Consider the following 25,031-nt stretch of genomic DNA (forward strand, 5'->3'; position numbering starts at 1 on the left):
GGCATATCCCGGACCCTCCGGCGTTCGCGGGGGCCGGAGCAGATCGCTGAACTCCCCGCGCGACACCACTAGATTGAGGCCCGCACGCAACGTACGGACCGGCTGGTCAGGGGGCAGGGGCCATGAACACCGACGGCACCAACGACGCACGCGGCACCGCGGACACACCCGTACCGCGCCCCGCGGCGCCGTCGGCGTCCCCCGCGGTGCCACCGCGGCCGACGCGCGCGCCCGCGCAGCCGCCCGGCCGGGACCAGCAGGACCAGCAGGCGCGGCCGCGCCCCTCGGCGCCCGTGGCCGACTGGCTCAATGAGCCCCGGCCGACCGCCGGGCCCGGAATCTGGCGGTTCGGTTACCGTCCTCCGAAGCCCGGGCGGGGCGAGGGGGAGCGGCTCGCGCCGACCACCAAGTTCGGGCTGATCGTTCCGCTGGTCGCGGGGCTGATTCTGTGGACGCTGTGGCGGCAGGGCTACATCCCCTTCCAGGGCCCCCTGCTGCGTCTGCTCACGCCGGACGACTGGTGGCAGGTCGGCTCGCTGTGGGCGAAGGGCTGGCAGGGAGAGGAGGCCGTCGTCGTCTACGACGGCTTCTTCTTCGCCGTACTCCTCTTCACGGTGGGCTGGCTCGGCAGTTGGCGCGACGTCGCCCGGCACGTCCTGAGCCGTTGGCCGCAGCCCAAGCGGGCGTGGCTCACCGGCCTGGGCGCCCTCGTCACGCTGAGCTTCGTGTTCCCGAGCGCTTTCCCCCTCGTCGGCTGGGACCCCCTGCCCGTCGTCGGCCCCGTGTTCTCCCTCGCCGCGCTGATCTCGGGCGGCTTCGACCTGTTCGAATCGGTGCTCTTCACCAACAGCCTGTACGCGGTCGTCACCCTCCTCGTCCTGTGGCCGTTCGCCCGGCTCGGCGGCTGGTGGGCGTACGCGAAGGAACGGCTCGCCGCGCGCCGCCGTACCGAGGCGCAAGGCCCCCCGGCCGTCGAGCTGCCGCGCGCCCACTGGCCCGACCTGCGGGAGGCCGGGCAGGACGAGGCGGCCGAGCTGCTGACCGCCGAGGTGGCCGGTGGCCGGATGAACGACGTGGACTGTGCCCGGGTGGACCGCGCGTGGACGGTGGCCCGGCAGGACGGGGCGCTCGCCACCTTCCGCGACACCGTCCTTCGCGAGGGCGCCGCCTCCTGGACCCACCCCTCCGGGGCCCGCGACCTGCCCCGGCGCGCGGCGCGGCACGACCTGCTGGTGGGGCAGGTACGCGTCGGACGCTGGGTGGTCGGGGAACGGGCGCCGCGCGCCTACCACGACGCGGGCGCGGCGCTCGGCCCCGACGCCCTGGCCACCTCGCTCCTCGCGGTCGGACCGTCCGGGGCGGGCAAGACCCGGAACCTGATCGAGCCCGTGACCGAGTCCCTCGCACTGCAGGCGCTCACCGGGCGGTGTGCCGTCGTGGCGGTCTCGGCCCCGGGTGCCCGGCTCGTCTCGGACGCGGCGTTCGACGTGATCGTGCGGATCGGGGACCCGACCTCCGTGCACGACCTGGACCCGTACGCGGAGGCCACGGACCCGGACGAGGCGGCCGCCATCCTCGCCGAGGGTCTGGTGGGCGACCTCGACACGGTCGGTGGCCAGGGCGCCGCCACCGCGCTCGCCCAGTTGCTCGGCCCCTATCGGGCCGTGCATGGCCGATTTCCGACCCTGCCGGTGCTGCGGGAGCTCCTCGAGGGCGAGCCTTCGGCCCTGGCCGACCTGCGGGGCGCGCTCGCGGGCGACGAGCACGCCGCGATGCGCCGCGAACTGGAGGCCCGGATCCGGCAGATGGGCGGCCCGGCCGACGCGGGTCGCGCCCTCGCCGACCGGCTCGCGCTGATCGACCGGCCGGCCTTCGCCGAGTTCTTCGGCGGGGGCGGCGGTGCGGCCCGGGCGTTCTCGCTGCGTGCCGTGGCCGACCATCCGCTCCGGGTCCGCGTCGATCTGCCCGACCAGGGCCACGAAGAGGCCGCCCGGCTGATCACGCGGCTCGTGCTAGCCCAGTTCAGTGCCGTCGTGCGCGGCGGCGGGCGGCCGCACTTCGCCTGTCTGGTCCTCGACGATGCCACTGGGGCGGTCACCACCGAGTCGGTGCGCCGGATCCAGCGGATGCGCTCGCAGAACGCGGGCGTGGTCCTCGCGCTGCGCACGGTCGGCGACATCCCGGAGGCCCTGCATGGCCCGCTGTACGGGGCGGTCGGCTGCCGGATGGCGTTCTCCGGCGTGACGACGTGGGACGGCGGCCGGTTCGCGCAGTCTTGGGGCACCCAGTGGGTGGAGACCCGGGACGTGGCCAAGCACACGGTCTTCGCCGACCAGCCGATGACCCGCGCGATCCACGCCCTGCGCAAGCTCGTCACCGGCAAGGCCGTGACGACGGACGCGGTGACCGTGCGGCAGGTCGAGCGGGAGCGGTGGTCGGCGTCCGACCTGGCGCAGGAGGTGCCCCCAGGGCACGCGGTGCTCTCGCTGACGAGTGTGCACGGGGGCAGCGCGCCGCCGTTGCTCGTGGACGTGCGGGACTGAAAACCGGCGGTGCGTGTGGTCGTCGCACTACCCGGGCGTACGCCCCAGGCACAAGTCTGAAGAAGATCACGCACGAGATCTGCACGCGACTCCACACGACTCCACACGACGTGCCTACGTTGAGGCAGAATTGGTCCAGGTCGTTCATACGCGACGGCTAAATCAAGCCACGCCGCACGGCCAGCAGACTTCACAGGACCCACTCACGACACACGACTCACGACTCACGCTCCACGCCGTAATGACGTCCCCCCAGCACACTCCACCGCACGCCGCACCCTCCCTCTGCGATCTTGAAGGCCTCATGCCGCCCACCCTCGCCTCGCTCGTCCACCACTCCGCGCTCAAGCTCGCCGTGCGCGCGGGCGAGGACCGCCTGGACACCCCCGTCCGATGGGCGCACGCCAGCGAGCTCACCGACCCCGTGCCCTATATGGAGGGCGGTGAGCTGCTCATGATCACCGCCTTGAAGCTGGACGCCGAGGACCCCGAGGCGATGCGCCGCTATGTGAAGCGGCTCGTGGGCGCGGGCGTCGCGGGGCTCGGCTTCGCGGTCGGCGTCCACTACGAGGACATCCCGGAGGCACTCGTTCAGGCGGCTTCCGAAGAGGGCCTGCCGCTCCTCGAGGTGCCGCGCCGCACCCCGTTCCTCGCCATCAGCAAGGCGGTCTCCGCGGCCATCGCCGCCGAACAGTACCGCTCGGTCACCGCGGGCTTCGCCGCCCAGCGCGAGCTGACCCGGCAGGCGCTCGGCGGCGGCCCCGAGGGCCTGCTCACCGCGCTCGCCGGGCAGGTCGACGGCTGGGCCGCGCTGTACGACGCCGCGGGTGCCGTCGTCGCCGCGGCCCCCGAGTGGGCGTCCCGCCGCGCCGCTCGGCTCACCGGCGACGTACAGCGGCTGCTCGATCGGCCCGCCCGGCGGGCCGCCAGCGGAACCGAGCAGGCCACCGACCGCGGCACCCGGCCCCCGGCGAGCGCCGTCGTCGGCGGCGCCGAGGACCGCGTCGAACTGCACTCCATCGGCACCGGACGCCGCGCCCGTACCGCCCTCGCCGTCGGCACCGCCGCCCCGCTCGGCACCGCGGAGCGGTACGCCGTGCACTCCGCGATCGCCCTGCTCACCCTCACCACGGAGCGCTCCCGCTCGCTGCACGCGGCCGAACAGCGGCTCGGCGCCGCGGTGTTGCGGATGCTGCTCGCCGGGGAACCGGACCACGCGCGCGCCGTCGCCGGGGACCTGTACGGCGGGCTGCTCGACGCCCCGTTCCGGCTCCTGATCGCCGAGTCGGCGGCGGTGATCGGGCGCGGTCTGGGAGCGACGGCCGAGACCGCGCAGACCACGGACAACGCTCACACCGCCCTCCCGTCCGAGGCCCCGGTCCACGAGGGCGAGGACCCGCCCGCCGCGCTGGCCGAGGTGGTCGAGGCCGCGGCCGCGCGCTCCGGGGAGGCCGCGCTCGTCGTGCCGTACGGCGCGGGGCGGCTCGTGCTGCTCCTCGCGGACGGCGGCGCCGCCGCGACGGCCTGCCTCGCGCACGCCGAGTCCCTGGAGGCGTCCCGGGCCAAGGGCGAGCAGCACGCCGCGTCCGAGGGCGACGAACAACTGGTCGTCGGCCTCTCCGCGCCGACCGGCCCGATCGCCGCGGCCGGCGCGTACAAGCAGGCCGAACAGGCGCTGTCCGTGGCCCGCCGCCGCGGCCGCGTCCTGGTCGAGCACGAGGAGCTGGTCACCGGCTCGGTGCTCCCGCTGCTCGCCGACGACGCGGTCCGCGCCTTCGCCGAAGGCATGCTGCGGTCGCTGCGCGAACACGACGCGACCGGCCGCGGCGACCTGGTGGCCTCGCTGCGCGCCTGGCTCTCCCGGCACGGCCAGTGGGACGCGGCCGCCGCGGAACTCGGCGTGCACCGGCACACCCTGCGCTACCGCATGCGCCGCGTGGAGGAGATCCTCGGCCGCTCCCTGGACGATCCGGACGTACGCATGGAGCTGTGGCTGGCCCTGAAGGCGACGGCGGCGGCTTCGGATTAGGACATCCCTGTCCATCCGGTCAGGGCGCCTCTGCCATTCCGGCACCTCAATCCACCCAACTGCTACGTCTCGGACAAGAGGCCACCGGCCCTCGCGCCCCTACGGTGGGGAGCAGAACCCCCAGAAACATCCACCTCCGGAAGGGCCGGGCCCATGACGACTGAAATCACCCCGTTCTGGCTCGCGGGTCGCCGGGCCACCAGCGAGACCACGCTCGACGTCACCTCGCCCTGGGACGGCCGTACGGTCGGCCGGGTAGCCGTCCCGACCGACACCCAGGTCGAGGAGGCGGTGGCCACCGCGTACGCCGCGCGCGACGAGTTCGCCGCGACCCCCGCCCACGTACGCGCAGGCGCGCTCGCCCATGTGTCGCAGCGCCTGGTCGAGCGCACCGAGGAGATCGCGCAGCTGATCTCCGCGGAGAACGGCAAGCCCATGAAGTGGGCCCGCGGCGAGGTCGGCCGTGCCGTCTCCGTCTTCCGGTTCGCCGCCGAGGAGGCCCGCCGGTTCAACGGCGGTGACGCGCAGCGCCTGGACACCGACGCGGGCGGCCAGGGCCGGCTCGCCCTGACCCGCCGCTTCCCCAAGGGCGTCGTGCTCGGCATCGCGCCGTTCAACTTCCCGCTGAACCTGTGCGCCCACAAGATCGCCCCGGCCATCGCCGTCGGCGCCCCGATCATCCTCAAGCCCGCCCCGGCCACCCCGCTCTCCGGCCTGATGATCGGCGAGCTGCTTGCCGAGACGGAGCTGCCCGAGGGCTCCTGGTCGGTGCTTCCGGTCGCCAATGTCGACATGCCCAAGCTGGTCCAGGACGAGCGCCTGCCGGTGATCTCCTTCACCGGTTCGGACAAGGTCGGTTACGCGATCATGGACTCGGTGCCGCGCAAGCACCTCACCCTGGAGCTGGGCGGCAACGGCGCCGCGGTCGTCCTCGACGACTTCGCCTCCGACGCCGACCTCGACTGGGCCGCGAACCGCATCGCGACCTTCTCCAACTACCAGGGCGGCCAGTCCTGCATCTCCGTGCAGCGCGTGATCGCCGACGCGTCGGTCTACGACAAGCTGGTGCCGCGGATCGTCGCGGCCGTCGAGAACCAGGTCAACGGCGACCCCTCGGACGCCAACACCGACGTCGGCCCGCTGGTCAGCGAGGACGCCGCCAAGCGCGTGGAGTCCTGGGTCGACGAGGCCGTCAAGGCGGGCGCGCAGCTGCTCACCGGCGGCAAGCGGGACGGCGCCGCCTACGCGCCGACGGTCCTGGCCGACGTACCCGCCGAGGCCACCCTCGCCGTCGAGGAGGTCTTCGGGCCGGTCCTCACGGTCACGAAGGTGGACGGCGAGCAGGCCGCGTTCGACGCCGTCAACGACTCCAAGTACGGCCTGCAGGCGGGCGTCTTCACGCACGACCTGAAGCGCGCCTTCCGCGCCCACCGGGCCCTGGAGGTCGGCGGCGTGATCGTCGGCGACGTCCCGTCGTACCGCGCGGACCAGATGCCGTACGGCGGCGCCAAGCAGTCCGGCGTCGGCCGTGAGGGCGTCAAGTTCGCGATGGACGACTACACGTACGAGCGGGTCATGGTCTTCACCGGACTCGAGCTGTAGCAGCAGCCGTACGTCAGCGATCGGCGGCCGGATCCCGTGGCGGGGGTTCCGGCCGCTTTCGCGTGCGCGGGGGCGCATTCGCGTACGCGAGAGGGCTTTCGCGTATGCGGGGGCGTATGGCAATCGACAATCGTTTTCATGTAGAGTGCCGACCATGGCTGTTCCGAAGCGCAAGATGTCCCGTTCCAACACCCGCCACCGTCGCGCCCAGTGGAAGGCGAGCACCCCGAACCTGGTGCCCGTCTTCATCGACGGCCGCGAGTACGCGGTCCCGCAGCACCTGGTCCGCGCCTACCAGCGCGGTCTGCTCACACCGGAGGACTGACCGGAGGCCGGCGCGGAACCGGCCGATCGAAGGGGGAGACCATGGGGAAGTACGCACCGCAACTCGGCACGGTCCAGGAGACCTTGCTCATCACGCTGTATGCGCGAGCCGCCGAGACCCTCGATCCCGAGGGCATGCTCCAGGACCCGAAGTCCGTGGAGATGACCGAGCTCATCGACTACGACTTCAGCAAGTTCGAGGGCAAGCCGAGCATGTTCGGCGTCAGCTTCCGCAGCCTCCTGTACGACCACTGGGTGCGCCGCTTCCTCGCCGAGCACCCGGACGGCACCGTCGTCGAGATCGGCTGCGGCCTGAACACCCGCTTCGAGCGCGTCGACAACGGCCGCGCGCACTGGGTCGAGTTCGACCTGCCGGACGCCGTCGAGCTGCGCCGCCGGTTCTTCACGGACGACGCCGACGGCCGCCGCACGATGCTCGGCGTCTCCGTGCTCGACCAGGAGTGGCGGACCGCGGTGGCCGCGCTGCCGGGGCCGTATCTGTTCGTCGCCGAGGCCGTGCTTCCGTTCCTGCCGGAGGGCGAAGTGCGGGTCCTCATCGGCGAGTTGACGGAGGCGTTCCCCGGAGCGCTGCTCATCACCGACACCACGGCACCGGCCATGGTCGACTCCCAGGACCAGCACGACGTACTGAGCCTGATGCAGGCGCGGATGGTCTGGAAGTGCTCCGACCCGCGGCAGGTCGAGGACTGGCACCCCGGGGTACGCCTCCAGGAAAGCGCGACGTTCGGCGATGCGCCGGCCGCCGTGGTGGACGCCCTGCCGCCCTCCCGACGGGCCAGCTACGACGTGCTGCTGCGGGAACACGGCGCGACGCTCTCGGCCTACCGCCGCAATGTCTTCCGGCTCGGCGGCGACGGAGTCTAGGCCCTGTCTTCAACTCCCGTCATTGGGCCAAACGCGACGCGCTCTCTGGTGGGGATCTCCGGAATCGGGTACCAACGATCGAGTAGCACCGGTCGGTAACTGACGGCCGTCCGGTGAGGACCCCGACGCGCGGCGAGGTGAGCCCCTCATGTCCGCTAGCTCCGCAAGCCCGCACGAACCCAAGGTCTCCGAGCGCGAGGCCCGCGAGGTTGCCGAGGCAGCCCGCGAACAGGAATGGCGCAAGCCGAGCTTCGCCAAGGAGCTGTTCCTCGGCCGCTTCCGCCTCGACCTGATCCACCCGCACCCGCTCCCCGCCGACGAGGACGCCCAGCGCGGCGAGGAGTTCCTCGCCAAGCTGCGCGACTTCTGCGAGACGAAGATCGACGCGGCGCGGATCGAGCGCGAGGCCCGGATCCCGGACGAGGTGATCAACGGCCTCAAGGACCTCGGCGCCCTCGGCATGAAGATCGAACCGAAGTACGGCGGCCTCGGCCTCACGCAGGTCTACTACAACAAGGCCCTCGCCCTGGTCGGCTCCGCCAGCCCCGCGATCGGCGCGCTGCTCTCGGCGCACCAGTCCATCGGCGTACCGCAGCCGCTGAAGCTCTTCGGCACGCAGGAGCAGAAGGACACCTTCCTGCCCCGGCTCGCCCGCTCCGACATCTCCGCGTTCCTGCTCACCGAGCCGGACGTGGGCTCCGACCCGGCGCGGCTCGCGACCACGGCGGTGCCGGAGGGCGACGACGCGTACATCGTCGACGGCGTGAAGCTCTGGACGACCAACGGCGTGGTCGCCGACCTGCTCGTGGTGATGGCCCGGGTGCCCAAGTCCGAGGGCCACAAGGGCGGCATCACCGCCTTCGTCGTGGAGGCGGCCTCCGAGGGCATCACGGTCGAGAACCGCAACGCCTTCATGGGCCTGCGCGGCCTGGAGAACGGGGTGACCCGCTTCCACCAGGTCCGGGTCCCGGCCGCGAACCGGATCGGCCCGGAGGGCGCGGGCCTGAAGATCGCGCTCACCACGCTCAACACCGGGCGGCTCTCGCTGCCCGCGGCGTGCACGGGCGCCGGAAAGTGGTGCCTGAAGATCGCCCGCGAATGGTCCGCGGAGCGCGAGCAGTGGGGCAAGCCGGTCGCGCTGCACGAGGCGGTGGGCGGCAAGATCTCCTTCATCGCGGCGACGACCTTCGCCCTGGAGGCCGTACTCGATCTGTCGTCCCAGATGGCCGACGAGAACCGCAACGACATCCGTATCGAGGCCGCGCTCGCCAAGCTGTACGGCTCCGAGATGGCCTGGCTGATGGCCGACGAACTGGTCCAGATCCGCGGCGGCCGCGGCTACGAGACCGCCGAGTCGCTCGCCGCCCGCGGCGAACGGGCCGTCCCGGCCGAGCAGATCCTCCGCGACCTGCGGATCAACCGGATCTTCGAGGGCTCCACGGAGATCATGCACCTGCTGATCGCCCGCGAGGCGGTGGATGCGCATCTGAAGGTCGCGGGCGACCTGATCGACCCGGACAAGTCCCTGGGCGACAAGGCGAAGGCGGGCGCGCGGGCGGGTGGCTTCTACGCTCGCTGGCTGCCGAAGCTGGTCGCGGGGCGCGGCCAGATCCCGCGCACGTACGGGGAGTTCCACCCGTCCGGCCACCCGGACCTGTCCTCGCACCTCCGGTACGTCGAACGCACCGCCCGCAAGCTGGCCCGCGCCACCTTCTACGCCATGTCCCGCTGGCAGGGCCGGATGGAGACGAAGCAGGGCTTCCTCGGGCGGATCGTGGACATCGGCGCCGAGCTGTTCGCGATGAGCGCGGCGTGCGTGCGGGCGGAGCTGCTGCGTACGCGGGGGGAGCACGGCAGGGAGGCGTACCAACTGGCCGACGTGTTCTGCCGCCAGGCCCGCATCCGGGTCGACGAGCTCTTCACGCGCCTGTGGACCAATACGGATGACTTGGACCGCAAGGTCGTGAAGGGGGTCCTTTCGGGTACGTACGCGTGGCTGGAGGACGGTGTGGTCGACGTCAGCGGGGACGGTCCCTGGATCGCGGAGGCGGCCCCGGGGCCGACGCAACGGGAGAACGTCCACCGCCCCATCCGCTGAAACTCAGCCCGTCCGGCGTTTGAGGACGAGCGTGTTCAGCGCGATATAGCGGGGGTCCGGGGGCCGCAGGCCCCCGAGGCCGCTGCCAGCTTTCGGGAAGGAGTGGGGAAGGGGACAAGCCCCCAACACGGGCCGCACTGTCCGATTCCACGGCGCCGCAGGCAACAATGGGTCCCATGAGCGACAGTCCAACCCCTCTCGCCGACCCGCGCCTTGTCTTCGACCCCGGTACTCCGGACGCCCCGAGGGACATCGTGGTGCTCGGCTCCACGGGCTCCATCGGCACCCAGGCCATCGACCTGGTCCTTCGCCACCCCGACCGGTTCCGGGTCACCGGCCTCTCCGCGGCGGGTGGCCGCGTCGGGCTGCTCGCCGAGCAGGCCAGGCAGCTGCGGGTGGGTACCGTCGCGGTCGCCCGTGAGGACGTCGTGCCCGCCCTGAGAGAGGCCCTGGCCGACCAGTACGCCGGTACGGGCGAGCCGCTCCCGGAGATCCTCGCCGGTCCCGACGCCGCCACCCACCTCGCCGCCCTGCCCTGCCACACCGTCCTCAACGGCATCACCGGCTCCATCGGCCTCGCCCCCACCCTCGCCGCCCTGGCGGCGGGCCGCACCCTCGCCCTCGCCAACAAGGAGTCGCTGATCGTCGGCGGCCCGCTGGTGAAGGCCGTCGCCAAGCCGGGCCAGATCATCCCGGTCGACTCCGAGCACGCCGCGCTCTTCCAGGCGCTCGCCGCGGGCACCCGGTCCGAGGTCCGCAAGCTCGTCGTCACCGCCTCGGGCGGCCCGTTCCGCGGACGTACGAAATCCGAACTCGCCGACGTCACGCCCCAGGACGCGCTCGCGCACCCCACCTGGGCCATGGGCCCGGTGATCACCGTCAACTCCGCGACCCTGGTCAACAAGGGCTTGGAGGTGATCGAGGCGCACTTGCTCTACGACATTCCCTTCGAGCGGATCGACGTGGTCGTGCACCCGCAGTCGTACGTCCACTCCATGGTCGAGTTCACCGATGGCTCCACGCTCGCCCAGGCCACCCCGCCGGACATGCGCGGCCCGATCGCCATCGGCATCGGCTGGCCCGAGCGGGTCCCGGACGCCGCCCCGGCCTTCGACTGGTCCACGGCGTCGAGCTGGGAGTTCTTCCCGCTGGACCACGACGCGTTCCCGTCCGTCGGGCTCGCCCGGCACGTCGGGGAGCTCGCGGGCACCGCACCGGCGGTGTTCAATGCCGCCAACGAGGAATGCGTGGACGCGTTCTTGAACGGCGCCCTCGCGTTCAACGGGATCATGGAGACTGTCATCGAGGTCGTCGCCGAGCACGGCACCCCGCGTACGGGAACTTCGCTGACCCTCGCGGACGTCCTCGAAGCGGAGACCTGGGCCCGTACCCGGGCCCGTGAACTGACGGCGAAGGCGACTGCGGAGGCTCGTGCATGACGACCCTGATGATGATCCTCGGCATAGTCGTCTTCGTGGTGGGGCTGCTGTTCTCCATCGCCTGGCACGAGCTGGGGCATCTGTCCACCGCCAAGCTCTTCGGCATCCGGGTGCCGCAGTACATGGTGGGCTTCGGGCCGACGATCTTCTCCCGCAAGAAGGGCGAGACCGAGTACGGCATCAAGGCCATCCCGCTCGGCGGCTACATCCGCATGATCGGCATGTTCCCGCCCGGCCCGGACGGCAAGATGGAGGCCCGTTCGACCTCGCCGTTCCGCGGCATGATCGAGGACGCCCGGGCGGCCGCCTTCGAGGAGCTCCAGCCGGGCGACGAGAAGCGCCTCTTCTACACGCGCAAGCCGTGGAAGCGCGTCATCGTCATGTTCGCCGGGCCGTTCATGAACCTGATCCTGGCCGTGGCGATCTTCCTCGGCGTCCTGATGACCTTCGGCTGGAACGAGCAGACCACCACGGTCAGCAAGGTCTCCGACTGCGTCATCCAGCAGAGCGAGAACCGTACGACCTGCCAGAAGGGCGACAAGGAGTCCCCGGCCAAGGCGGCCGGCCTCGAAGCCGGTGACACGATCGTCGCGTTCAACGGCAAGCCGGTCGCGGACTGGGGCACGCTCCAGGCGAGCATCCGCGACACCGTCGGCCCGGCCACCGTCACCGTCGAGCGGGACGGCGTCCGCAAGACCCTGCACGCCGACCTGATCAAGAACCAGGTCAGCAAGACCGACGGCGAGGGCGGCTACGTCGAGGGTAAGTACGTCACCGCGGGCTTCCTCGGCTTCACCCCGGCCTCCGGCATCGTCCAGCAGTCCTTCGGCCAGTCCGTGGACCGGATGGGCTCGATGCTGGAGAACGGCGTCGACGCGATGATCGCGCTGCCCTCCAAGGTCCCCGACCTGTGGGACGCGGCCTTCGGCGACGGCGAGCGCAAGCAGGACTCCCCGATGGGCGTGGTCGGCGCGGCCCGCGTCGGCGGCGAGGTGTTCACGCTCGACATCCCGCCGGAGAACCAGATCGCGATGATGCTGTTCCTCGTCGCGGGCTTCAACCTCTCCCTGTTCCTCTTCAACATGCTGCCGCTGCTGCCGCTCGACGGCGGCCATATCGCCGGAGCGCTCTGGGAGTCGCTGCGCCGCCATCTGGCCCGGCTCTTCCGGCGGCCCGACCCCGGGCCGTTCGACGTCGCGAAGCTGATGCCCGTCGCCTATGTGGTGGCCGGAATCTTCATCTGCTTCACGATTCTCGTCCTGATCGCCGACGTCGTGAACCCGGTCAGAATCTCCTGATCACCCGGGCTTCATCGCCCCTTCACCGCGGCCGGGCACGGTGGGTGCCCGGCCGCCCCTATCGGGTGGACTCGCGGGGTGCGATGTGCTCGGAGCGAGACCCGTACCGTAATCTCGGGAACTGGAGCCCGCCGATCTCGGGACCATGATCCACACCTTGGGGTTGCACAGCAGATGACTGCGATTTCTCTGGGAATGCCGTCCGTTCCGACCAAGCTCGCCGAGCGCCGTCGCTCCCGGCAGATCCAGGTGGGGCCGGTTGCGGTCGGCGGGGACGCCCCCGTTTCGGTCCAGTCGATGACGACCACGCGCACCGCCGACATCGGCTCCACGCTCCAGCAGATCGCCGAGCTCACCGCCTCCGGCTGCCAGATCGTCCGGGTCGCCTGCCCCACGCAGGACGACGCCGACGCGCTCCCCGTCATCGCGAAGAAGTCGCAGATCCCGGTCATCGCGGACATCCACTTCCAGCCGAAGTACGTCTTCGCCGCCATCGACGCCGGCTGCGCCGCGGTCCGCGTGAACCCGGGGAACATCAAGCAGTTCGACGACAAGGTCAAGGAGATCGCCAAGGCGGCCGCCGACGCCGGCACCCCGATCCGCATCGGCGTCAACGCGGGCTCCCTCGACCGGCGGCTGCTCCAGAAGTACGGCAAGGCCACGCCCGAGGCCCTCGTCGAGTCCGCCCTCTGGGAGGCCTCCCTCTTCGAGGAGCACGGCTTCCGTGACATCAAGATCTCGGTCAAGCACAACGACCCGGTCGTGATGGTCAACGCGTACCGCCAGCTCGCCGCCCAGTGCGACTACCCGCTGCACCTCGGTGTGACCGAGGCGGGCCCCGCCTTCCAGGGCACCATCAAGTCCGCCGTCGCCTTCGGCGCGCTGCTCTCCGAGGGCATCGGCGACACCATCCGCGTCTCCCTCTCGGCCCCGCCCGCCGAGGAGATCAAGGTCGGCATCCAGATCCTGGAGTCCCTCAACCTGCGCCAGCGCAGCCTCGAGATCGTCTCCTGCCCGTCCTGCGGCCGCGCCCAGGTCGACGTCTACAAGCTCGCCGAGGAGGTCACCGCCGGGCTCGACGGCATGGAGGTGCCGCTCCGCGTCGCCGTCATGGGCTGCGTCGTGAACGGCCCGGGCGAGGCCCGCGAGGCCGACCTCGGCGTGGCGTCGGGCAACGGCAAGGGCCAGATCTTCGTGAAGGGCGAGGTCATCAAGACCGTGCCCGAGTCGAAGATCGTGGAGACCCTGATCGAAGAGGCCATGAAGATCGCCGAGCAGATGGAGAAGGACGGGGTGGCCTCCGGCGAGCCCGAGGTCATCTCCGTCGGCTAAATCGTCGCTACCGCCGCGGGCAGTCGTGCCGCAGGGCGGCACGGGTGGGCGCGGCACCCCGGCGCAGGGTGCGCGTACGTACGACCCACCCCGCACCGGGGGGGGGAGGCCCCCACACCTGGTGGGAGGACGGGTCCGGCGATCCCCGGGTACAGTGCGGAGATCAGTAGCCCGTTCGGTGAGGCCCTTGTAACCGTGTTGACGCAGACCACCACCAGGGTCCTCGACCCCAGTGACCTGGACGCCGCCCTCGAAGTACTCGAGCGCGAGCCGGTCAACAACGCCTTCGTCACCTCGCGGGTCCAGGTCGCCGGGCTCGACCCCTGGCGCCTGGGCGGCGAGATGTGGGGCTGGTACGCCCACGGCCGACTGCGCTCCCTCTGTTACGCGGGCGCCAACCTGGTCCCCATCTGCGCCGGACCCGAGGCTGTCCGCGCCTTCGCCGAGCGCGCCCGCCGGGCGGGGCGCCGCTGCTCCTCGATCGTCGGGCCCGCCGAGCCGACCGCCCTGCTCTGGAAGCACCTCGAACCGCACTGGGGCCCGGCCCGCGAAGTCCGCCGCCACCAGCCGCTCATGGTCACCGACCGGCTCCCCGCGGACATCACGCCGGACCCGTACGTCCGCCGCGTCCACAAGGACGAAATGGAAAAGATCATGCCGGCCTGCGTCGCCATGTTCACCGAAGAGGTCGGCGTCTCGCCGCTCACCGGGGACGGCGGCCTGCTCTACCAGGCCCGGGTGGCGGAACTCGTCGGCGCGGGCCGCTCGTTCGCGCGGTTCGACCCGGACACCGGCAAGGTCCTCTTCAAGGCCGAGATCGGCGCGGCCACCCCGAGCGCCTGCCAGATCCAGGGCGTCTGGGTCGCCCCCGAGTACCGCGGCCGCGGCCTCTCCATCGGCGGCATGGCGGCCGTCCTGCGCTACGCCCTGGCCGACGTCGCCCCGGTCGTCAGCCTGTACGTCAACGACTACAACACCCCGGCGCGGGCGTCGTATCGCAGGGTCGGCTTCAGGGAAGTCGGGTCGTTCATGAGTGTGCTGTTCTGACGGCTACGGACTCGCAGCCCCGACCAGTAAGGTGCGCGGCATGACAGACGACGTCGTGATCGGGCCCCTCGACCTCGCCGCCCGAGTGGACGAGGCCCTGGCCGTCCAGTCCGTCGCCTTCGGCCTCAGCCACGACGAGGTCTGCGTACGGCGCCAGATCGTGCTCCGCCACCTCACCTGCCCCGGGGCCGCCGCCCTCGGCGCCACCACCCGCGACGACCGTCTCGTCGGCTTCGTCTACGGCATGCCCAACGACCGTACGCACTGGTGGTCCACCGTCGTCGAACCGTATCTGCGCCGCCAGTGCCTGGACGGCTGGCTCGACGACTCCTTCGTCATCACCGAACTCCACGTCCACCCGAGCCACCAGAACCGGGGCATCGGCCGCGCCCTGATCACCGAGCTCACCGACGCCTCCGACCGGCCGCGCTCGATCCTCTCCGCCATCGACACCGAGAGCCCCGCCCGCGCCCTCTACCGCTCCCTCGGCTATATCGACCTGGCCCGCCAGGTGATCTTCCCCAGCGCCCCCAAGCCGTACGCCGTGATGGGCGCCCCGCTGCCGCTGCTGCGGCGGCACCGGTAGCCCTGCGTTGGCCAGGGCAGAGACTTTCGTAAAACCGATTTCTGGATGCGGCGGCAACCCGAGTAACCTCCTGAGGATTCGTCGCTTTCCTCAGCAGGAGTTCACCATGGCAGCCCAGGTTCAGCGCATGTCCCGATTGATGGCCAAGACATTGCGCGACGACCCTGCGGACGCCGAGACGATCAGCCACAAGCTCCTGGTCCGCGCCGGGTACGTACGCCGCAACGCCGCCGGCATCTGGACCTGGCTGCCGCTCGGCAAGAAGGTCCTGGAGAACGTCTCGCGTGTGGTCCGCGAGGAAATGGACGCCATCGGCGGCCAGGAGGTGCTGCTCCCGGCCCTGCTGCCCAAGGAGCCGTACGAGGCGTCCGGCCGCTGGGACGAGTACGGCGACCTGCTCTTCCGCGTCAAGGACCGCAAGGGCGGCGACTACCTCCTCGGCCCGACGCACGAGGAGATCTTCACGCAGACGGTCAAGGACCAGTGCACGTCCTACAAGGACCTGCCGGTGATCCTCTACCAGATCCAGACCAAGTACCGGGACGAGGCCCGCCCCCGCTCCGGCGTGCTGCGCGGCCGCGAGTTCCAGATGAAGGACTCGTACTCCTTCGACACCACCGACGAGGGCCTCGCCGAGTCGTACGCCCTGCACCGCGCCGCCTACCAGAAGATCTTCGAGCGGCTCGGCCTCGACTACCGCATCTGCTCGGCCGTCTCGGGAGCCATGGGCGGCTCGGCGTCGGAGGAGTTCCTGGCCCCGGCGCCCGCGGGCGAGGACACCTTCGCGGACTGCCCGGCCTGCGACTTCGCGGCGAACACCGAGGCCGTGACGTTCGCCCTGAAGCCGGTCGAGCCGCCGCATACCCAGGACGCGATCGAGGAGCTCGACACCCCGGACACCCCGACCATCGAGACGCTGGCCGAGTACCTCGGCGTCCCGGCCTCCGCCACTCTGAAGAACCTCCTGGTGAAGGTGGACGGCGAGATCGTCGCCGTGGGCGTCCCCGGGGACCGCGAGGTCGACCTCGGCAAGCTCGGCGAGCACCTCTCCCCGGCCACGGTCGAGCTGGTCACCGCCGACGACTTCACCGACCGTCCCGACCTGGTACGCGGATATGTCGGCCCCCAGGGCCTGGAGAAGGTCCGCTACATCGCCGACCCGCGCGTGGCCCCCGGCACCGCCTGGGTGACCGGCGCCAACAAGCCCGACACGCACGCCAAGAACGTGGTCTGCGGCCGTGACTTCGAGGTCGACGACTACCTCGACGTGGTCGTGGTGGAAGAAGGCGACCCGTGCCCGAAGTGCGGCACCGGCCTGAAGCTGGACCGCGCCATCGAGATCGGCCACATCTTCCAGCTGGGCCGCAAGTACGCCGACGCCTTCCAGCTCGACGTCCTCGGCCAGAACGGCAAGCCCGCGCGCGTGACCATGGGCTCGTACGGCATCGGCGTCTCCCGCGCGGTCGCGGCGCTCGCGGAGCAGTCGGCCGACGAGAAGGGCCTGTGCTGGTCCCGCGAGGTCGCCCCGGCGGATGTGCACGTGGTGGCCGCGGGCAAGGCGGCCCAGACGGAGCTCGCGCTTTCGGTCGCGGAGCAGCTCGCGGAGGCGGGGGTGCGGGTCCTGGTCGACGACCGGGCGGGCGTCTCGCCGGGCGTGAAGTTCACGGACGCGGAGCTGATCGGCGTGCCGCAGATCCTGGTCGCGGGCCGCCGTACGGCAGAGGGCGTGGTCGAGCTCAAGGACCGCCGCACCGGGGAGCGCGAGGAGCTCCCGGTGGCGGAGGCGATCGCGCGTCTGACGGCGGCCTGAGCTTTCCCCTCCCCGCCCCTTCCCGTAAGTCCTGCGGACGGCTCCGGGGGCTCTGCCCCCGGACCCCCGCTCCTCAAACGCCGGAGGGGCTTTCGCTACAGCCAGGACGCGAACTCCAGCAGCACCTCGGCCTGCCCTCGCCGCCCGGCCCTCCGCGCCCGTACCCCCGACACCGCGGAGCGGAACAGCGTCCACCCCCGCAGCCGTTCCCGTTCCACGTCCAGGGAGTCCGCCAGCTTCGTGACGCGGCGGCGGGCCGTCGCCGCGCCGCTGTCCGCCGCCACCAGGTCGTCCAGGCGGTCGAGGACAAGCCGCGCCAGGTCGTACGCGCGCTCCCCGACCAGCGGCTCAGGACCGACCGCGAGCCACGGCGCCCGGTCCCCGGAGAGCACCTTGCCCTGCCGGAACTCCCCGTGCAGGAGCACCACTTCGGGCTCCGCGGCCACGAGCTCGTCCCGCGCCGCACGGGCCGCGTCCACCAGCGGACGTACGTCGTCATCGGCCGCGGCCGTCATCGCCTCGGCGAGGCGTGCGCTCCGCCCGGTCACCGTCTCGAAGCCGACACCCGCGGGCGGCTCCACCCACAGCCGCCGCACCGTGCCCGCCGCCTCCAGGAGCGCCTTCGCGTCGGGCAGCGAGCGCAGTGAGACCTCGGGGTGCAGCCGCTCGAGGAGCAGCGCACCGTCGTCCTCGCGCGGCCCGTCGAGCAGTCGGCAGGCCCCCCAGCCGTCCCAGGCCGTCAGCGCCGCCGCCTCCAGGTCGGGGCGGGCGGCCGGAGGCGCCAGCTTCAGGATGGCGAGCCCGCTGTCGGCCCGCCGTACAAGCGCGGTCACGCTCGAGCGGCCGCCGGGCACGAGGATCCGCTCCACGGTCAGTTCGCGCCGGTCCGCGGCCTTCTGGACGAGGTCGGGCACCCGCGCGAGCCATGCGCGCGTGCCGTCGTCCGCGCCCGCAGCGGTGCCGTGCTCGGAGCCCTTGAGGCCGTCCTGCGTCGCCTCGCCGAGCGCCTGGACCAGACGCCGCGGCGGTTCGAAAGCCATGCGCGACATGCGCGTGAGATTCCTTTCGCCCTGCTCAGGGCCGCCTCAGGTCTGCGGAGTGGCGGTGGCCGTCTCGGCCCCGTTCCGCTCGGCGAGCCCAGGGAAGGCTACGCTGCCGCCCCGCCAGCGGACCGCGCGCACCGCCGCCTCGCGCAGCGCGTCGGCCGCGGCGCCGCGCCGCTCGCCCTCGGTGGTGCGTACGACGTCCGCGTACACCCCGGCGACCCGGTCCTCCAGCTGGGCGGCGAGCCGTACCGCCGCGGCGGAGTCGGGCACCGGGAACGGCAGCGCGTAGGCCGCGTCCGCCTGCGCGGGCGTACCGTCCAGGTCCCGCACGGAGCGCTGGAGTTCGTCCCGGCGGGCCCGGTGCGCGTCGTACGCGGCCTTGGCCTCGTCCCTGCGGTCCTTGCCGATCCGCCCGCCGACGACGCCGTAGCCGTAGATCGCGGCGTGCTCGGCGCGCAGCGCGGCCTGGTAGGCGGCCAGGATCGCGTCGGCGTCGCTCATCGAGACTCCTTCCACAGCGGACCTATCGGTCCCACCGAGCTCATCGAGGGCCCTCGTTCAGCAGAAAGGCGTGTGCGTCCCCGGCGGCCGCGATCGAGGCGAACAGGCGGGCCTCCTCGCCGGGCAGGTCGAGCATCGCGGTGCGCCGCCCGTCGGCCAGCTGCCGCTCGGCGGCGGCGAGTTGGGCCAGGGCTGCCTTCTCGTCGCCCGGGACCTCCATCGGCGGGGCCGTGGACGCGGACGGCGAGGGGGACGAGGACGGCGCCCCGGCGGCCGAGGGCCCGGCCCCTGTGGGGGACGGCCGGCCCGGGGCCCCGCCGAACGCCTCCGCGTGCAGGACCGCCTCAGCGCGCAGCGGCCGCAACAGGTCCGCGAGCGCCGGGTGGGCGGCGAGCACGGCGTCGTACCGCCCGGCGAGCTCGGCGCTGTCCTTGGCGGCACGTGCGCGTGCCTGGGCCACGGCCTTGGGGCGCGCGCCGGAGCGGTCGGGTCCGGTCTCGGTGCAGCCCGACAGAAGCACCGCTCCGGCAGCCCCGGCGAGCAGGCTCCTGCGGCGTGGCCCGGTACGCGGCGACTTGGTGAACGACACGGCAGACCTCGGCGGGGGGTTCGTACGACGCGTGCGTACGGAAACGGAACAACGCGACAACTGGTGCGGAACGGGGGAAGAGCGGCGGTACGGGAGGAACGGATGGTGAACGTAAGTGCGGGGTGTTGACGCCCGTGATCACCGTACCTTCGGACCGCCCCGGTGGACGGCAACACCCTGTGCGACCGGATACGCTTTGACCTGACGCGCAAGGAAAGTCTGCAATCACAACAGCACACGCGGCCGAGGAGTCACCCGGATGAGCACCACCCAGAGCGAGAGGCTGCGGGATCTGCTTGAACCGCTGGTCAGCTCCAAGGAACTGGATCTCGAAGAGATCACTGTGACCCCGGCCGGCAAGCGTCGTGTGCTGCGCGTCGTGGTGGACTCGGACTCCGGTGTCTCGCTCGACACCTGTGCGGAGCTGAGCCGCGAACTCTCCCAGAAGCTGGACGAGACCGATGCCATGGGCTCCGGCGAGTACGTCCTCGAAGTGACCTCGCCCGGTGCCGACCGCCCGCTGACCGAGCGCCGCCACTACGCGCGCGCCGTCGGCCGCCTCGTGAAGTTCCAGCTCAAGGAGCAAGGCGAGCTCGTCGCGCGGATTCTGAAGGTCGACGACGAGGGTCTCGACCTGGAGGTGCCCGGCGTGAAGGGCCGCAAGCCCACCGCCCGCCGCCTGGAGTTCGCCGACATCGCCAAGGCGCGCGTGGAGATCGAGTTCAGCCGTAAGAACAAGAGCGACGTAACTGAAGAAGAGGAGGCGTAGTCGTGGACATCGACATGAGTGCCCTGCGGGGGCTGGTCCGGGAGAAGGAGATCTCCCTGGACCTGCTGATCGAGGCAATCGAGTCGGCCCTCCTCATCGCCTATCACCGGACCGAGGGCAGCCGCCGCCACGCGCGCGTGGAGCTCGACCGCCAGACCGGGCACGTGACGGTCTGGGCGAAGGAGGACCCGGCCGACCTCGAAGAGGGCCAGGAGCCCCGCGAGTTCGACGACACCCCGTCCGGCTTCGGCCGGATCGCCGCGACCACCGCGAAGCAGGTCATCCTTCAGCGCCTGCGCGACGCCGAGGACGACGCGACGCTCGGCGAGTACGCGGGCCGCGAGGGCGACATCGTCACCGGCGTCGTCCAGCAGGGCCGCGACCCCAAGAACATCCTGGTCGACATCGGCAAGCTCGAGGCGATCCTGCCCGCGCAGGAGCAGGTCCCGGGCGAGACCTACGACCACGGCCTGCGGCTGCGTTCGTACGTCGTCCGCGTGGTCAGGGGCGTCCGCGGACCCTCGGTCACGCTCTCGCGTACGCACCCGAACCTGGTGAAGAAGCTCTTCGCGCTCGAGGTCCCGGAGATCGCCGACGGCTCGGTGGAGATCGCGGCGATCGCCCGCGAGGCCGGTCACCGCACCAAGATCGCGGTCCGCTCGACCCGCTCCGGACTCAACGCCAAGGGCGCCTGCATCGGCCCGATGGGCGGCCGGGTGCGCAACGTCATGGCGGAGCTCGGCGGCGAGAAGATCGACATCGTCGACTGGTCCGACGACCCGGCCGAGATGGTGGCGCACGCGCTCTCCCCGGCCCGGGTCAGCAAGGTCGAGATCATCGACCTGGCGGGCCGCTCGGCCCGCGTGACGGTGCCGGATTACCAGCTCTCCCTCGCCATCGGCAAGGAGGGGCAGAACGCCCGGCTCGCCGCCCGCCTCACCGGCTGGCGGATCGACATCCGCCCGGACACCGAGCCGACCGGCGACCGTCCCGCGGAACAAGAACGGGAATAACGGGAATAAAACGGAACGGGTACGGGCTGAACCCGGAGCTGGGCGCTCCGACAGAGCGTGATCGAATCGAGATCAAGACGTCCATCGGCATCGAGATCAAGACAGAGATCACGCGACGGCCGTTCGATTTTTGCCCCCATGGGGTGAGGCCCGTACGGGGAGGTAGACTTAAGCGTGTCTGGCCGGACGCATGCCCGCGCATGCCCTGAGCGAACCTGTGTGGGATGCCGGGAGCGAGCGGCCAAGAGAAATCTGTTGCGGATCGTGTTGATCGGGGACGAAGGTGCCGTCGGCGGCACATGTGTCCCGGATCCGCGCGGTACGCTGCCCGGCCGGGGTGCATATGTGCACCCCGCCCCGGCCTGTCTTGACCTGGCGGTCCGCCGTCGGGCGTTCATGCGGGCGTTCCGCGTCCGTGGACCGCTCGACACCGCGGAGCTGAGCCGGTATGTCGAGCAGGCGCAACCGTAAAGACGTGCCGTACGGAACCCCGTGCGGCCTGGTACCTCGCGAGTCGGAAGTAGGTCGAGATTGCGATGAGCACTCGATGAGTACGCGATGAGTACGCCCATGAAGTAGCGACGGTCCGGCGGACAACCCGGACCTAAAAGGAGCGAAGTGGCTAAGGTCCGGGTATACGAACTCGCCAAGGAGTTCGGTGTAGAGAGCAAGGTCGTCATGGCCAAGCTCCAGGAACTCGGTGAATTCGTCCGTTCGGCGTCTTCGACGATCGAGGCGCCCGTAGTTCGAAAGCTGACCGACGCACTGCAGGGCTCCGGCTCCGGTGCCAGTGCCGGAAAGAGTGCTGCCAAGCCCGCGGCGCCGCGCAAGAGCGCGCCCGCGAAGCCGTCGGCCCCGTCCCCCGCGCAGGCCGCGAAGCCTGCCGCGCCCAAGCCCGCGCCGGCCCCCAAGCCGGCCGCGGCCGAGAAGCCCGCGGCCCCCGCGCCGGGTCCGCGGCCCACCCCTGCCCCGAAGCCCGCGGCCGCGCCCAAGCCCGGCCCCGCCGCTCCGGCGCAGCCCGAGTTCACCGCACCGCCGGCCGCCGCGGCTCCGGGCCCCAAGCCCGCAACGCCGCGTCCCGGTGCCCCCAAGCCCGGCGGTCGTCCGGGTGGCGAGGGCCGCGGTCGGGGTGAGGCCCGTCCCGGTGGCGCGCCGCGTCCCGGTGGCGAGCGTGCTCCGCGTCCCGGCGGCGAGCGCCGTCCGGCAGGCCCGCGTCCCGGCAACAACCCGTTCACCTCTGGTGGCTCCACCGGCATGGCGCGCCCGCAGGCGCCCCGTCCGGGCGGCGCCCCGCGCCCCGGTGGCCCTGGTGCCCCCGGCGGCCCGCGTCCCGGCGGTGCCGGTCAGGGCGGTCCCCGGCCTCAGGGCCAGGGTGGCGGCTCGCGTCCGTCGCCGGGCAACATGCCGCGTCCGCAGGGCGGCGGTCCGGCCGGTGCTGCCGGTCCCCGTCCCGGCGGTGGCGGCGGTAACCGTCCGAACCCCGGCATGATGCCGCAGCGTCCGGCTGCCGGCCCGCGTCCCGGTGGCGGTGGCCCCGGTGGCCGCGGCCCGGGTGGCGGCGGCCGTCCCGGTGGCGGTGGCGGCGGTGGCCGTCCCGGCTTCGCCGGGCGTCCCGGCGGCGGCGGTGGCGGCGGCGGTCGTCCCGGCGGCTTCGGTGGCGGCGGTGGCCGTCCCGGTGGTCCCGGTGGCGGTGGCGGCGGCTTTGGCGGTCGTCCCGGCTTCGGTGGTCGTCCGGGTGGTCCCGGTGGCCGCGGTGGCACGCAGGGTGCGTTCGGCCGTCCCGGCGGTCCGGCGCGTCGTGGCCGTAAGTCGAAGCGGCAGAGGCGCCAGGAGTACGAGGCCATGCAGGCCCCGTCGGTCGGCGGCGTGATGCTGCCTCGCGGCAACGGCGAAGCTGTTCGCCTGTCGCGCGGTGCCTCCCTCACCGACTTCGCGGAGAAGATCAACGCCAACCCGGCGTCGCTCGTCGCCGTGATGATGAACCTCGGCGAGATGGTCACGGCCACGCAGTCCGTCTCCGACGAGACGCTGCAGCTCCTCGGCGACGAGATGAACTACCAGGTTCAGATCGTCAGCCCCGAGGAGGAGGACCGCGAGCTGCTCGAGTCCTTCGACCTGGAGTGGGGCGAGGACGAGGGCGGCGAGGCCGCGCTGGTCTCGCGTCCGCCGGTAGTGACCGTCATGGGTCACGTCGACCACGGTAAGACCCGACTGCTCGACGCCATCCGCAAGACGAACGTCGTCGCGGGTGAGGCCGGCGGTATTACGCAGCACATCGGTGCGTACCAGGTCGCGACCGAGGTCAACGAGGAAGAGCGGAAGATCACCTTCATTGACACCCCGGGTCACGAGGCGTTCACCGCCATGCGTGCCCGTGGTGCCAAGTCGACCGACATCGCGATCCTCGTGGTGGCGGCCAACGACGGTGTGATGCCCCAGACGATCGAGGCGCTCAACCACGCCAAGGCGGCCGAGGTGCCGATCGTGGTCGCGGTCAACAAGATCGACGTCGAGGGTGCGGACCCGACCAAGGTGCGCGGTCAGCTGACCGAGTACGGCCTGGTGGCCGAGGAGTACGGCGGCGAGACGATGTTCGTCGACATCTCCGCCAAGGAGGGGCTGAACATCGACCAGCTCCTCGAGGCCGTCGTCCTCACCGCCGACGCCTCGCTCGACCTGCGGGCCAACCCGGAGCAGGACGCGCAGGGCATCGCGATCGAGGCGCACCTGGACAAGGGCCGCGGCGCCGTCGCGACCGTCCTGGTCCAGCGCGGCACGCTGCGCGTCGGTGACACCCTCGTCGCCGGTGACGCGTACGGCCGTGTGCGGGCGATGCTCGACGACAAGGGCGAGAACGTGGAGGTGGCCGACCCGTCGACCCCCGTCCTCGTGCTTGGTCTCACCAACGTTCCGGGCGCCGGCGACAACTTCCTGGTGGTCGACGAGGACCGTACGGCCCGTCAGATCGCAGAGAAGCGCGCCGCGCGTGAGCGGAACGCCGCGTTCGCCAAGCGCGTCCGCCGCGTCTCCCTCGAGGACCTGGACAAGGTGCTCAAGGCGGGCGAGGTCCAGCAGCTCAACCTCATCATCAAGGGCGATGCCTCCGGTTCGGTCGAGGCCCTGGAGTCCTCGCTGCTCCAGCTCGACGTCGGCGAAGAGGTCGACATCCGTGTCCTGCACCGCGGTGTGGGTGCGGTCACCGAGTCGGACATCGACCTGGCGATGGGCTCCGACGCCATCGTGATCGGCTTCAACGTCCGCGCCGCTGGGCGCGCGACGCAGATGGCCGAGCGCGAGGGTGTGGACGTCCGTTACTACTCGGTCATCTACCAGGCGATCGAGGAGATCGAGGCGGCCCTCAAGGGCATGCTCAAGCCGGAGTACGAAGAGGTCGAGCTCGGCACGGCGGAGATCCGCGAGGTCTTCCGCTCGTCCAAGCTGGGCAACATCGCCGGTGTGCTCATCCGGTCCGGCGAGGTCAAGCGCAACACCAAGGCGCGCCTGCTGCGCGATGGCAAGGTCATCGCGGAGAACCTCACCATCTCCGGTCTGCGCCGCTTCAAGGACGACGTCACCGAGATCCGCGAAGGCTTCGAGGGCGGTATCAACCTCGGCAACTTCAACGACATCAAGGTCGACGACGTCATCGCGACGTACGAGATGCGCGAGAAGCCGCGCGGCTGATCAGCACCTCACCGGGGCCGGTCGACGGATAATCCGTCGATCGGCCCCGGCCGTTGCCTGTACGGTTTCACTGCCCCTGCCAAGCGCGGCAGGGTGCCGTCTAACCCGTACCGGCGGGACATCCGGATACACATGTATGTGGGGACACTGTCCTTTGATCTGCTCCTTGGCGACGTACGGTCACTGAAGGAGAAGCGCTCCGTCGTCCGGCCGATCGTCGCCGAACTGCACCGCAAGTTCGCGGTGAGCGTGGCGGAGGTGGGAGGCCAGGAGCTTTATCGCCGGGTCGAGCTGGGCGTGGCGATGGTGTCCGGGGATCCGCGGCACCTGTCGGACGTACTGGACCGGTGCGAGCGCCTTGTCGCCGCCCGCCCCGAGGTGGAACTCCTCTCGGTGCGGCGGCGGCTGCACGGCGAGGATGATTGACGCACATAGA

The 25,031-nt window shown here is 71.5% G+C and carries 20 protein-coding genes; 17 read left to right on the forward strand and 3 right to left on the reverse strand.

Going from position 1 to position 25,031, the window contains the following annotated elements:
* Positions 1 to 122 precede the first annotated feature (122 nt).
* The 12 genes from ACWD10_RS13585 to ACWD10_RS13640 all read left to right on the forward strand — a co-directional run bounded on the left by ACWD10_RS13585 (position 123) and on the right by ACWD10_RS13640 (position 16,993).
* Entirely contained in the window at positions 123 to 2,543 is a 2,421-nt protein-coding gene (locus ACWD10_RS13585; RefSeq protein ID WP_451090262.1) for an ATP/GTP-binding protein, read from the forward strand.
* A gap of 304 nt (positions 2,544 to 2,847) precedes the next feature.
* Positions 2,848 to 4,572, forward strand: coding sequence for a PucR family transcriptional regulator (locus ACWD10_RS13590; protein WP_451090264.1), 1,725 nt, complete (start codon positions 2,848 to 2,850; stop codon positions 4,570 to 4,572).
* Positions 4,573 to 4,725: 153 nt separating this feature from the next.
* Positions 4,726 to 6,174, forward strand: a complete 1,449-nt coding sequence (locus ACWD10_RS13595) for an aldehyde dehydrogenase family protein (RefSeq protein WP_451090266.1) — start codon at positions 4,726 to 4,728, stop codon at positions 6,172 to 6,174.
* A 154-nt stretch (positions 6,175 to 6,328) separates the two neighbouring features.
* Positions 6,329 to 6,499, forward strand: coding sequence for a 50S ribosomal protein L32 (gene rpmF, locus ACWD10_RS13600; protein ID WP_451090268.1), 171 nt, complete (start codon positions 6,329 to 6,331; stop codon positions 6,497 to 6,499).
* A gap of 41 nt (positions 6,500 to 6,540) precedes the next feature.
* Positions 6,541 to 7,383, forward strand: coding sequence for a class I SAM-dependent methyltransferase (locus tag ACWD10_RS13605; RefSeq protein WP_451090270.1), 843 nt, complete (start codon positions 6,541 to 6,543; stop codon positions 7,381 to 7,383).
* 148 nt (positions 7,384 to 7,531) lie between these two features.
* Positions 7,532 to 9,481 (forward strand): acyl-CoA dehydrogenase family protein, encoded by a 1,950-nt coding sequence (locus ACWD10_RS13610; RefSeq protein WP_451090271.1) that lies wholly within the window; start codon positions 7,532 to 7,534, stop codon positions 9,479 to 9,481.
* Between the two features lie 176 nt (positions 9,482 to 9,657).
* On the forward strand, positions 9,658 to 10,920 hold the full coding sequence (dxr, locus tag ACWD10_RS13615; protein WP_451090273.1) for a 1-deoxy-D-xylulose-5-phosphate reductoisomerase: 1,263 nt from the start codon (positions 9,658 to 9,660) through the stop codon (positions 10,918 to 10,920).
* Positions 10,917 to 12,218 (forward strand): M50 family metallopeptidase, encoded by a 1,302-nt coding sequence (locus tag ACWD10_RS13620; RefSeq protein ID WP_451090275.1) that lies wholly within the window; start codon positions 10,917 to 10,919, stop codon positions 12,216 to 12,218. Before dxr ends, ACWD10_RS13620 begins: the two co-directional genes overlap by 4 nt.
* Before the next feature lie 174 nt (positions 12,219 to 12,392).
* The gene (ispG, locus tag ACWD10_RS13625) at positions 12,393 to 13,550 is read left to right on the forward strand and encodes a flavodoxin-dependent (E)-4-hydroxy-3-methylbut-2-enyl-diphosphate synthase (protein WP_451090277.1); all 1,158 of its coding nucleotides are present in this window, start codon (positions 12,393 to 12,395) and stop codon (positions 13,548 to 13,550) included.
* 195 nt (positions 13,551 to 13,745) lie between these two features.
* Complete coding sequence (locus tag ACWD10_RS13630) at positions 13,746 to 14,597, forward strand: GNAT family N-acetyltransferase (RefSeq protein WP_451090279.1); 852 nt, start codon at positions 13,746 to 13,748, stop codon at positions 14,595 to 14,597.
* Positions 14,598 to 14,637: 40 nt separating this feature from the next.
* Positions 14,638 to 15,183: a GNAT family N-acetyltransferase gene (locus ACWD10_RS13635; RefSeq protein WP_451090281.1), complete on the forward strand. Its 546-nt coding sequence runs from the start codon at positions 14,638 to 14,640 to the stop codon at positions 15,181 to 15,183.
* 106 nt (positions 15,184 to 15,289) lie between these two features.
* Positions 15,290 to 16,993, forward strand: a complete 1,704-nt coding sequence (locus ACWD10_RS13640; protein ID WP_451090283.1) for a proline--tRNA ligase — start codon at positions 15,290 to 15,292, stop codon at positions 16,991 to 16,993.
* Positions 16,994 to 17,088: 95 nt separating this feature from the next.
* Here ACWD10_RS13640 and ACWD10_RS13645 read toward each other — a convergent pair whose 3' ends face one another.
* Genes ACWD10_RS13645 through ACWD10_RS13655 form a run of 3 tightly spaced genes read right to left on the reverse strand, consistent with a single transcriptional unit; the run spans position 17,089 to position 19,129 of the window.
* Entirely contained in the window at positions 17,089 to 18,033 is a 945-nt protein-coding gene (locus ACWD10_RS13645; protein WP_451090414.1) for an aminoglycoside phosphotransferase family protein, read from the reverse strand.
* 45 nt (positions 18,034 to 18,078) lie between these two features.
* Positions 18,079 to 18,540, reverse strand: coding sequence for a ferritin-like domain-containing protein (locus ACWD10_RS13650; protein WP_451090285.1), 462 nt, complete (start codon positions 18,538 to 18,540; stop codon positions 18,079 to 18,081).
* Between the two features lie 40 nt (positions 18,541 to 18,580).
* On the reverse strand, positions 18,581 to 19,129 hold the full coding sequence (locus ACWD10_RS13655) for a hypothetical protein (RefSeq protein WP_451090287.1): 549 nt from the start codon (positions 19,127 to 19,129) through the stop codon (positions 18,581 to 18,583).
* A gap of 259 nt (positions 19,130 to 19,388) precedes the next feature.
* On the opposite strand from ACWD10_RS13655, the gene rimP reads away from it, so the two are divergent.
* The 5 genes from rimP (at position 19,389) to ACWD10_RS13680 (ending at position 25,021) form a co-directional block, all read left to right on the forward strand.
* Positions 19,389 to 19,898 carry a ribosome maturation factor RimP gene (gene rimP / locus ACWD10_RS13660; protein WP_451090289.1) on the forward strand — a complete coding sequence of 170 codons (510 nt, stop codon included), beginning with the start codon at positions 19,389 to 19,391 and terminating at the stop codon, positions 19,896 to 19,898.
* A 2-nt stretch (positions 19,899 to 19,900) separates the two neighbouring features.
* Positions 19,901 to 20,911 (forward strand): transcription termination factor NusA, encoded by a 1,011-nt coding sequence (gene nusA / locus ACWD10_RS13665; RefSeq protein WP_451090291.1) that lies wholly within the window; start codon positions 19,901 to 19,903, stop codon positions 20,909 to 20,911.
* Between the two features lie 174 nt (positions 20,912 to 21,085).
* On the forward strand, positions 21,086 to 21,382 hold the full coding sequence (locus ACWD10_RS13670) for a YlxR family protein (RefSeq protein ID WP_451090293.1): 297 nt from the start codon (positions 21,086 to 21,088) through the stop codon (positions 21,380 to 21,382).
* 147 nt (positions 21,383 to 21,529) lie between these two features.
* Entirely contained in the window at positions 21,530 to 24,595 is a 3,066-nt protein-coding gene (infB, locus tag ACWD10_RS13675) for a translation initiation factor IF-2 (RefSeq protein WP_451090295.1), read from the forward strand.
* Between the two features lie 132 nt (positions 24,596 to 24,727).
* Positions 24,728 to 25,021, forward strand: a complete 294-nt coding sequence (locus ACWD10_RS13680; RefSeq protein WP_451090296.1) for a DUF503 domain-containing protein — start codon at positions 24,728 to 24,730, stop codon at positions 25,019 to 25,021.
* Positions 25,022 to 25,031 lie beyond the last annotated feature (10 nt).

The organism is Streptomyces sp. NPDC002851, from assembly GCF_053591935.1.

Excerpts from the sequence above, each read along its gene's own strand:
- ACWD10_RS13585 (WP_451090262.1), top strand. The coding sequence starts at position 123 with ATGAACACCGACGGCACCAACGACGCACGCGGCACCGCGGACACACCC.
- ACWD10_RS13590 (WP_451090264.1), top strand. The coding sequence starts at position 2,848 with ATGCCGCCCACCCTCGCCTCGCTCGTCCACCACTCCGCGCTCAAGCTC.
- ACWD10_RS13595 (WP_451090266.1), top strand. The coding sequence starts at position 4,726 with ATGACGACTGAAATCACCCCGTTCTGGCTCGCGGGTCGCCGGGCCACC.
- rpmF (WP_451090268.1), top strand. The coding sequence starts at position 6,329 with ATGGCTGTTCCGAAGCGCAAGATGTCCCGTTCCAACACCCGCCACCGT.
- ACWD10_RS13605 (WP_451090270.1), top strand. The coding sequence starts at position 6,541 with ATGGGGAAGTACGCACCGCAACTCGGCACGGTCCAGGAGACCTTGCTC.
- ACWD10_RS13610 (WP_451090271.1), top strand. The coding sequence starts at position 7,532 with ATGTCCGCTAGCTCCGCAAGCCCGCACGAACCCAAGGTCTCCGAGCGC.
- dxr (WP_451090273.1), top strand. The coding sequence starts at position 9,658 with ATGAGCGACAGTCCAACCCCTCTCGCCGACCCGCGCCTTGTCTTCGAC.
- ACWD10_RS13620 (WP_451090275.1), top strand. The coding sequence starts at position 10,917 with ATGACGACCCTGATGATGATCCTCGGCATAGTCGTCTTCGTGGTGGGG.
- ispG (WP_451090277.1), top strand. The coding sequence starts at position 12,393 with ATGACTGCGATTTCTCTGGGAATGCCGTCCGTTCCGACCAAGCTCGCC.
- ACWD10_RS13635 (WP_451090281.1), top strand. The coding sequence starts at position 14,638 with ATGACAGACGACGTCGTGATCGGGCCCCTCGACCTCGCCGCCCGAGTG.
- ACWD10_RS13640 (WP_451090283.1), top strand. The coding sequence starts at position 15,290 with ATGGCAGCCCAGGTTCAGCGCATGTCCCGATTGATGGCCAAGACATTG.
- ACWD10_RS13645 (WP_451090414.1), bottom strand. The coding sequence starts at position 18,033 with ATGGCTTTCGAACCGCCGCGGCGTCTGGTCCAGGCGCTCGGCGAGGCG.
- ACWD10_RS13650 (WP_451090285.1), bottom strand. The coding sequence starts at position 18,540 with ATGAGCGACGCCGACGCGATCCTGGCCGCCTACCAGGCCGCGCTGCGC.
- rimP (WP_451090289.1), top strand. The coding sequence starts at position 19,389 with ATGAGCACCACCCAGAGCGAGAGGCTGCGGGATCTGCTTGAACCGCTG.
- ACWD10_RS13680 (WP_451090296.1), top strand. The coding sequence starts at position 24,728 with ATGTATGTGGGGACACTGTCCTTTGATCTGCTCCTTGGCGACGTACGG.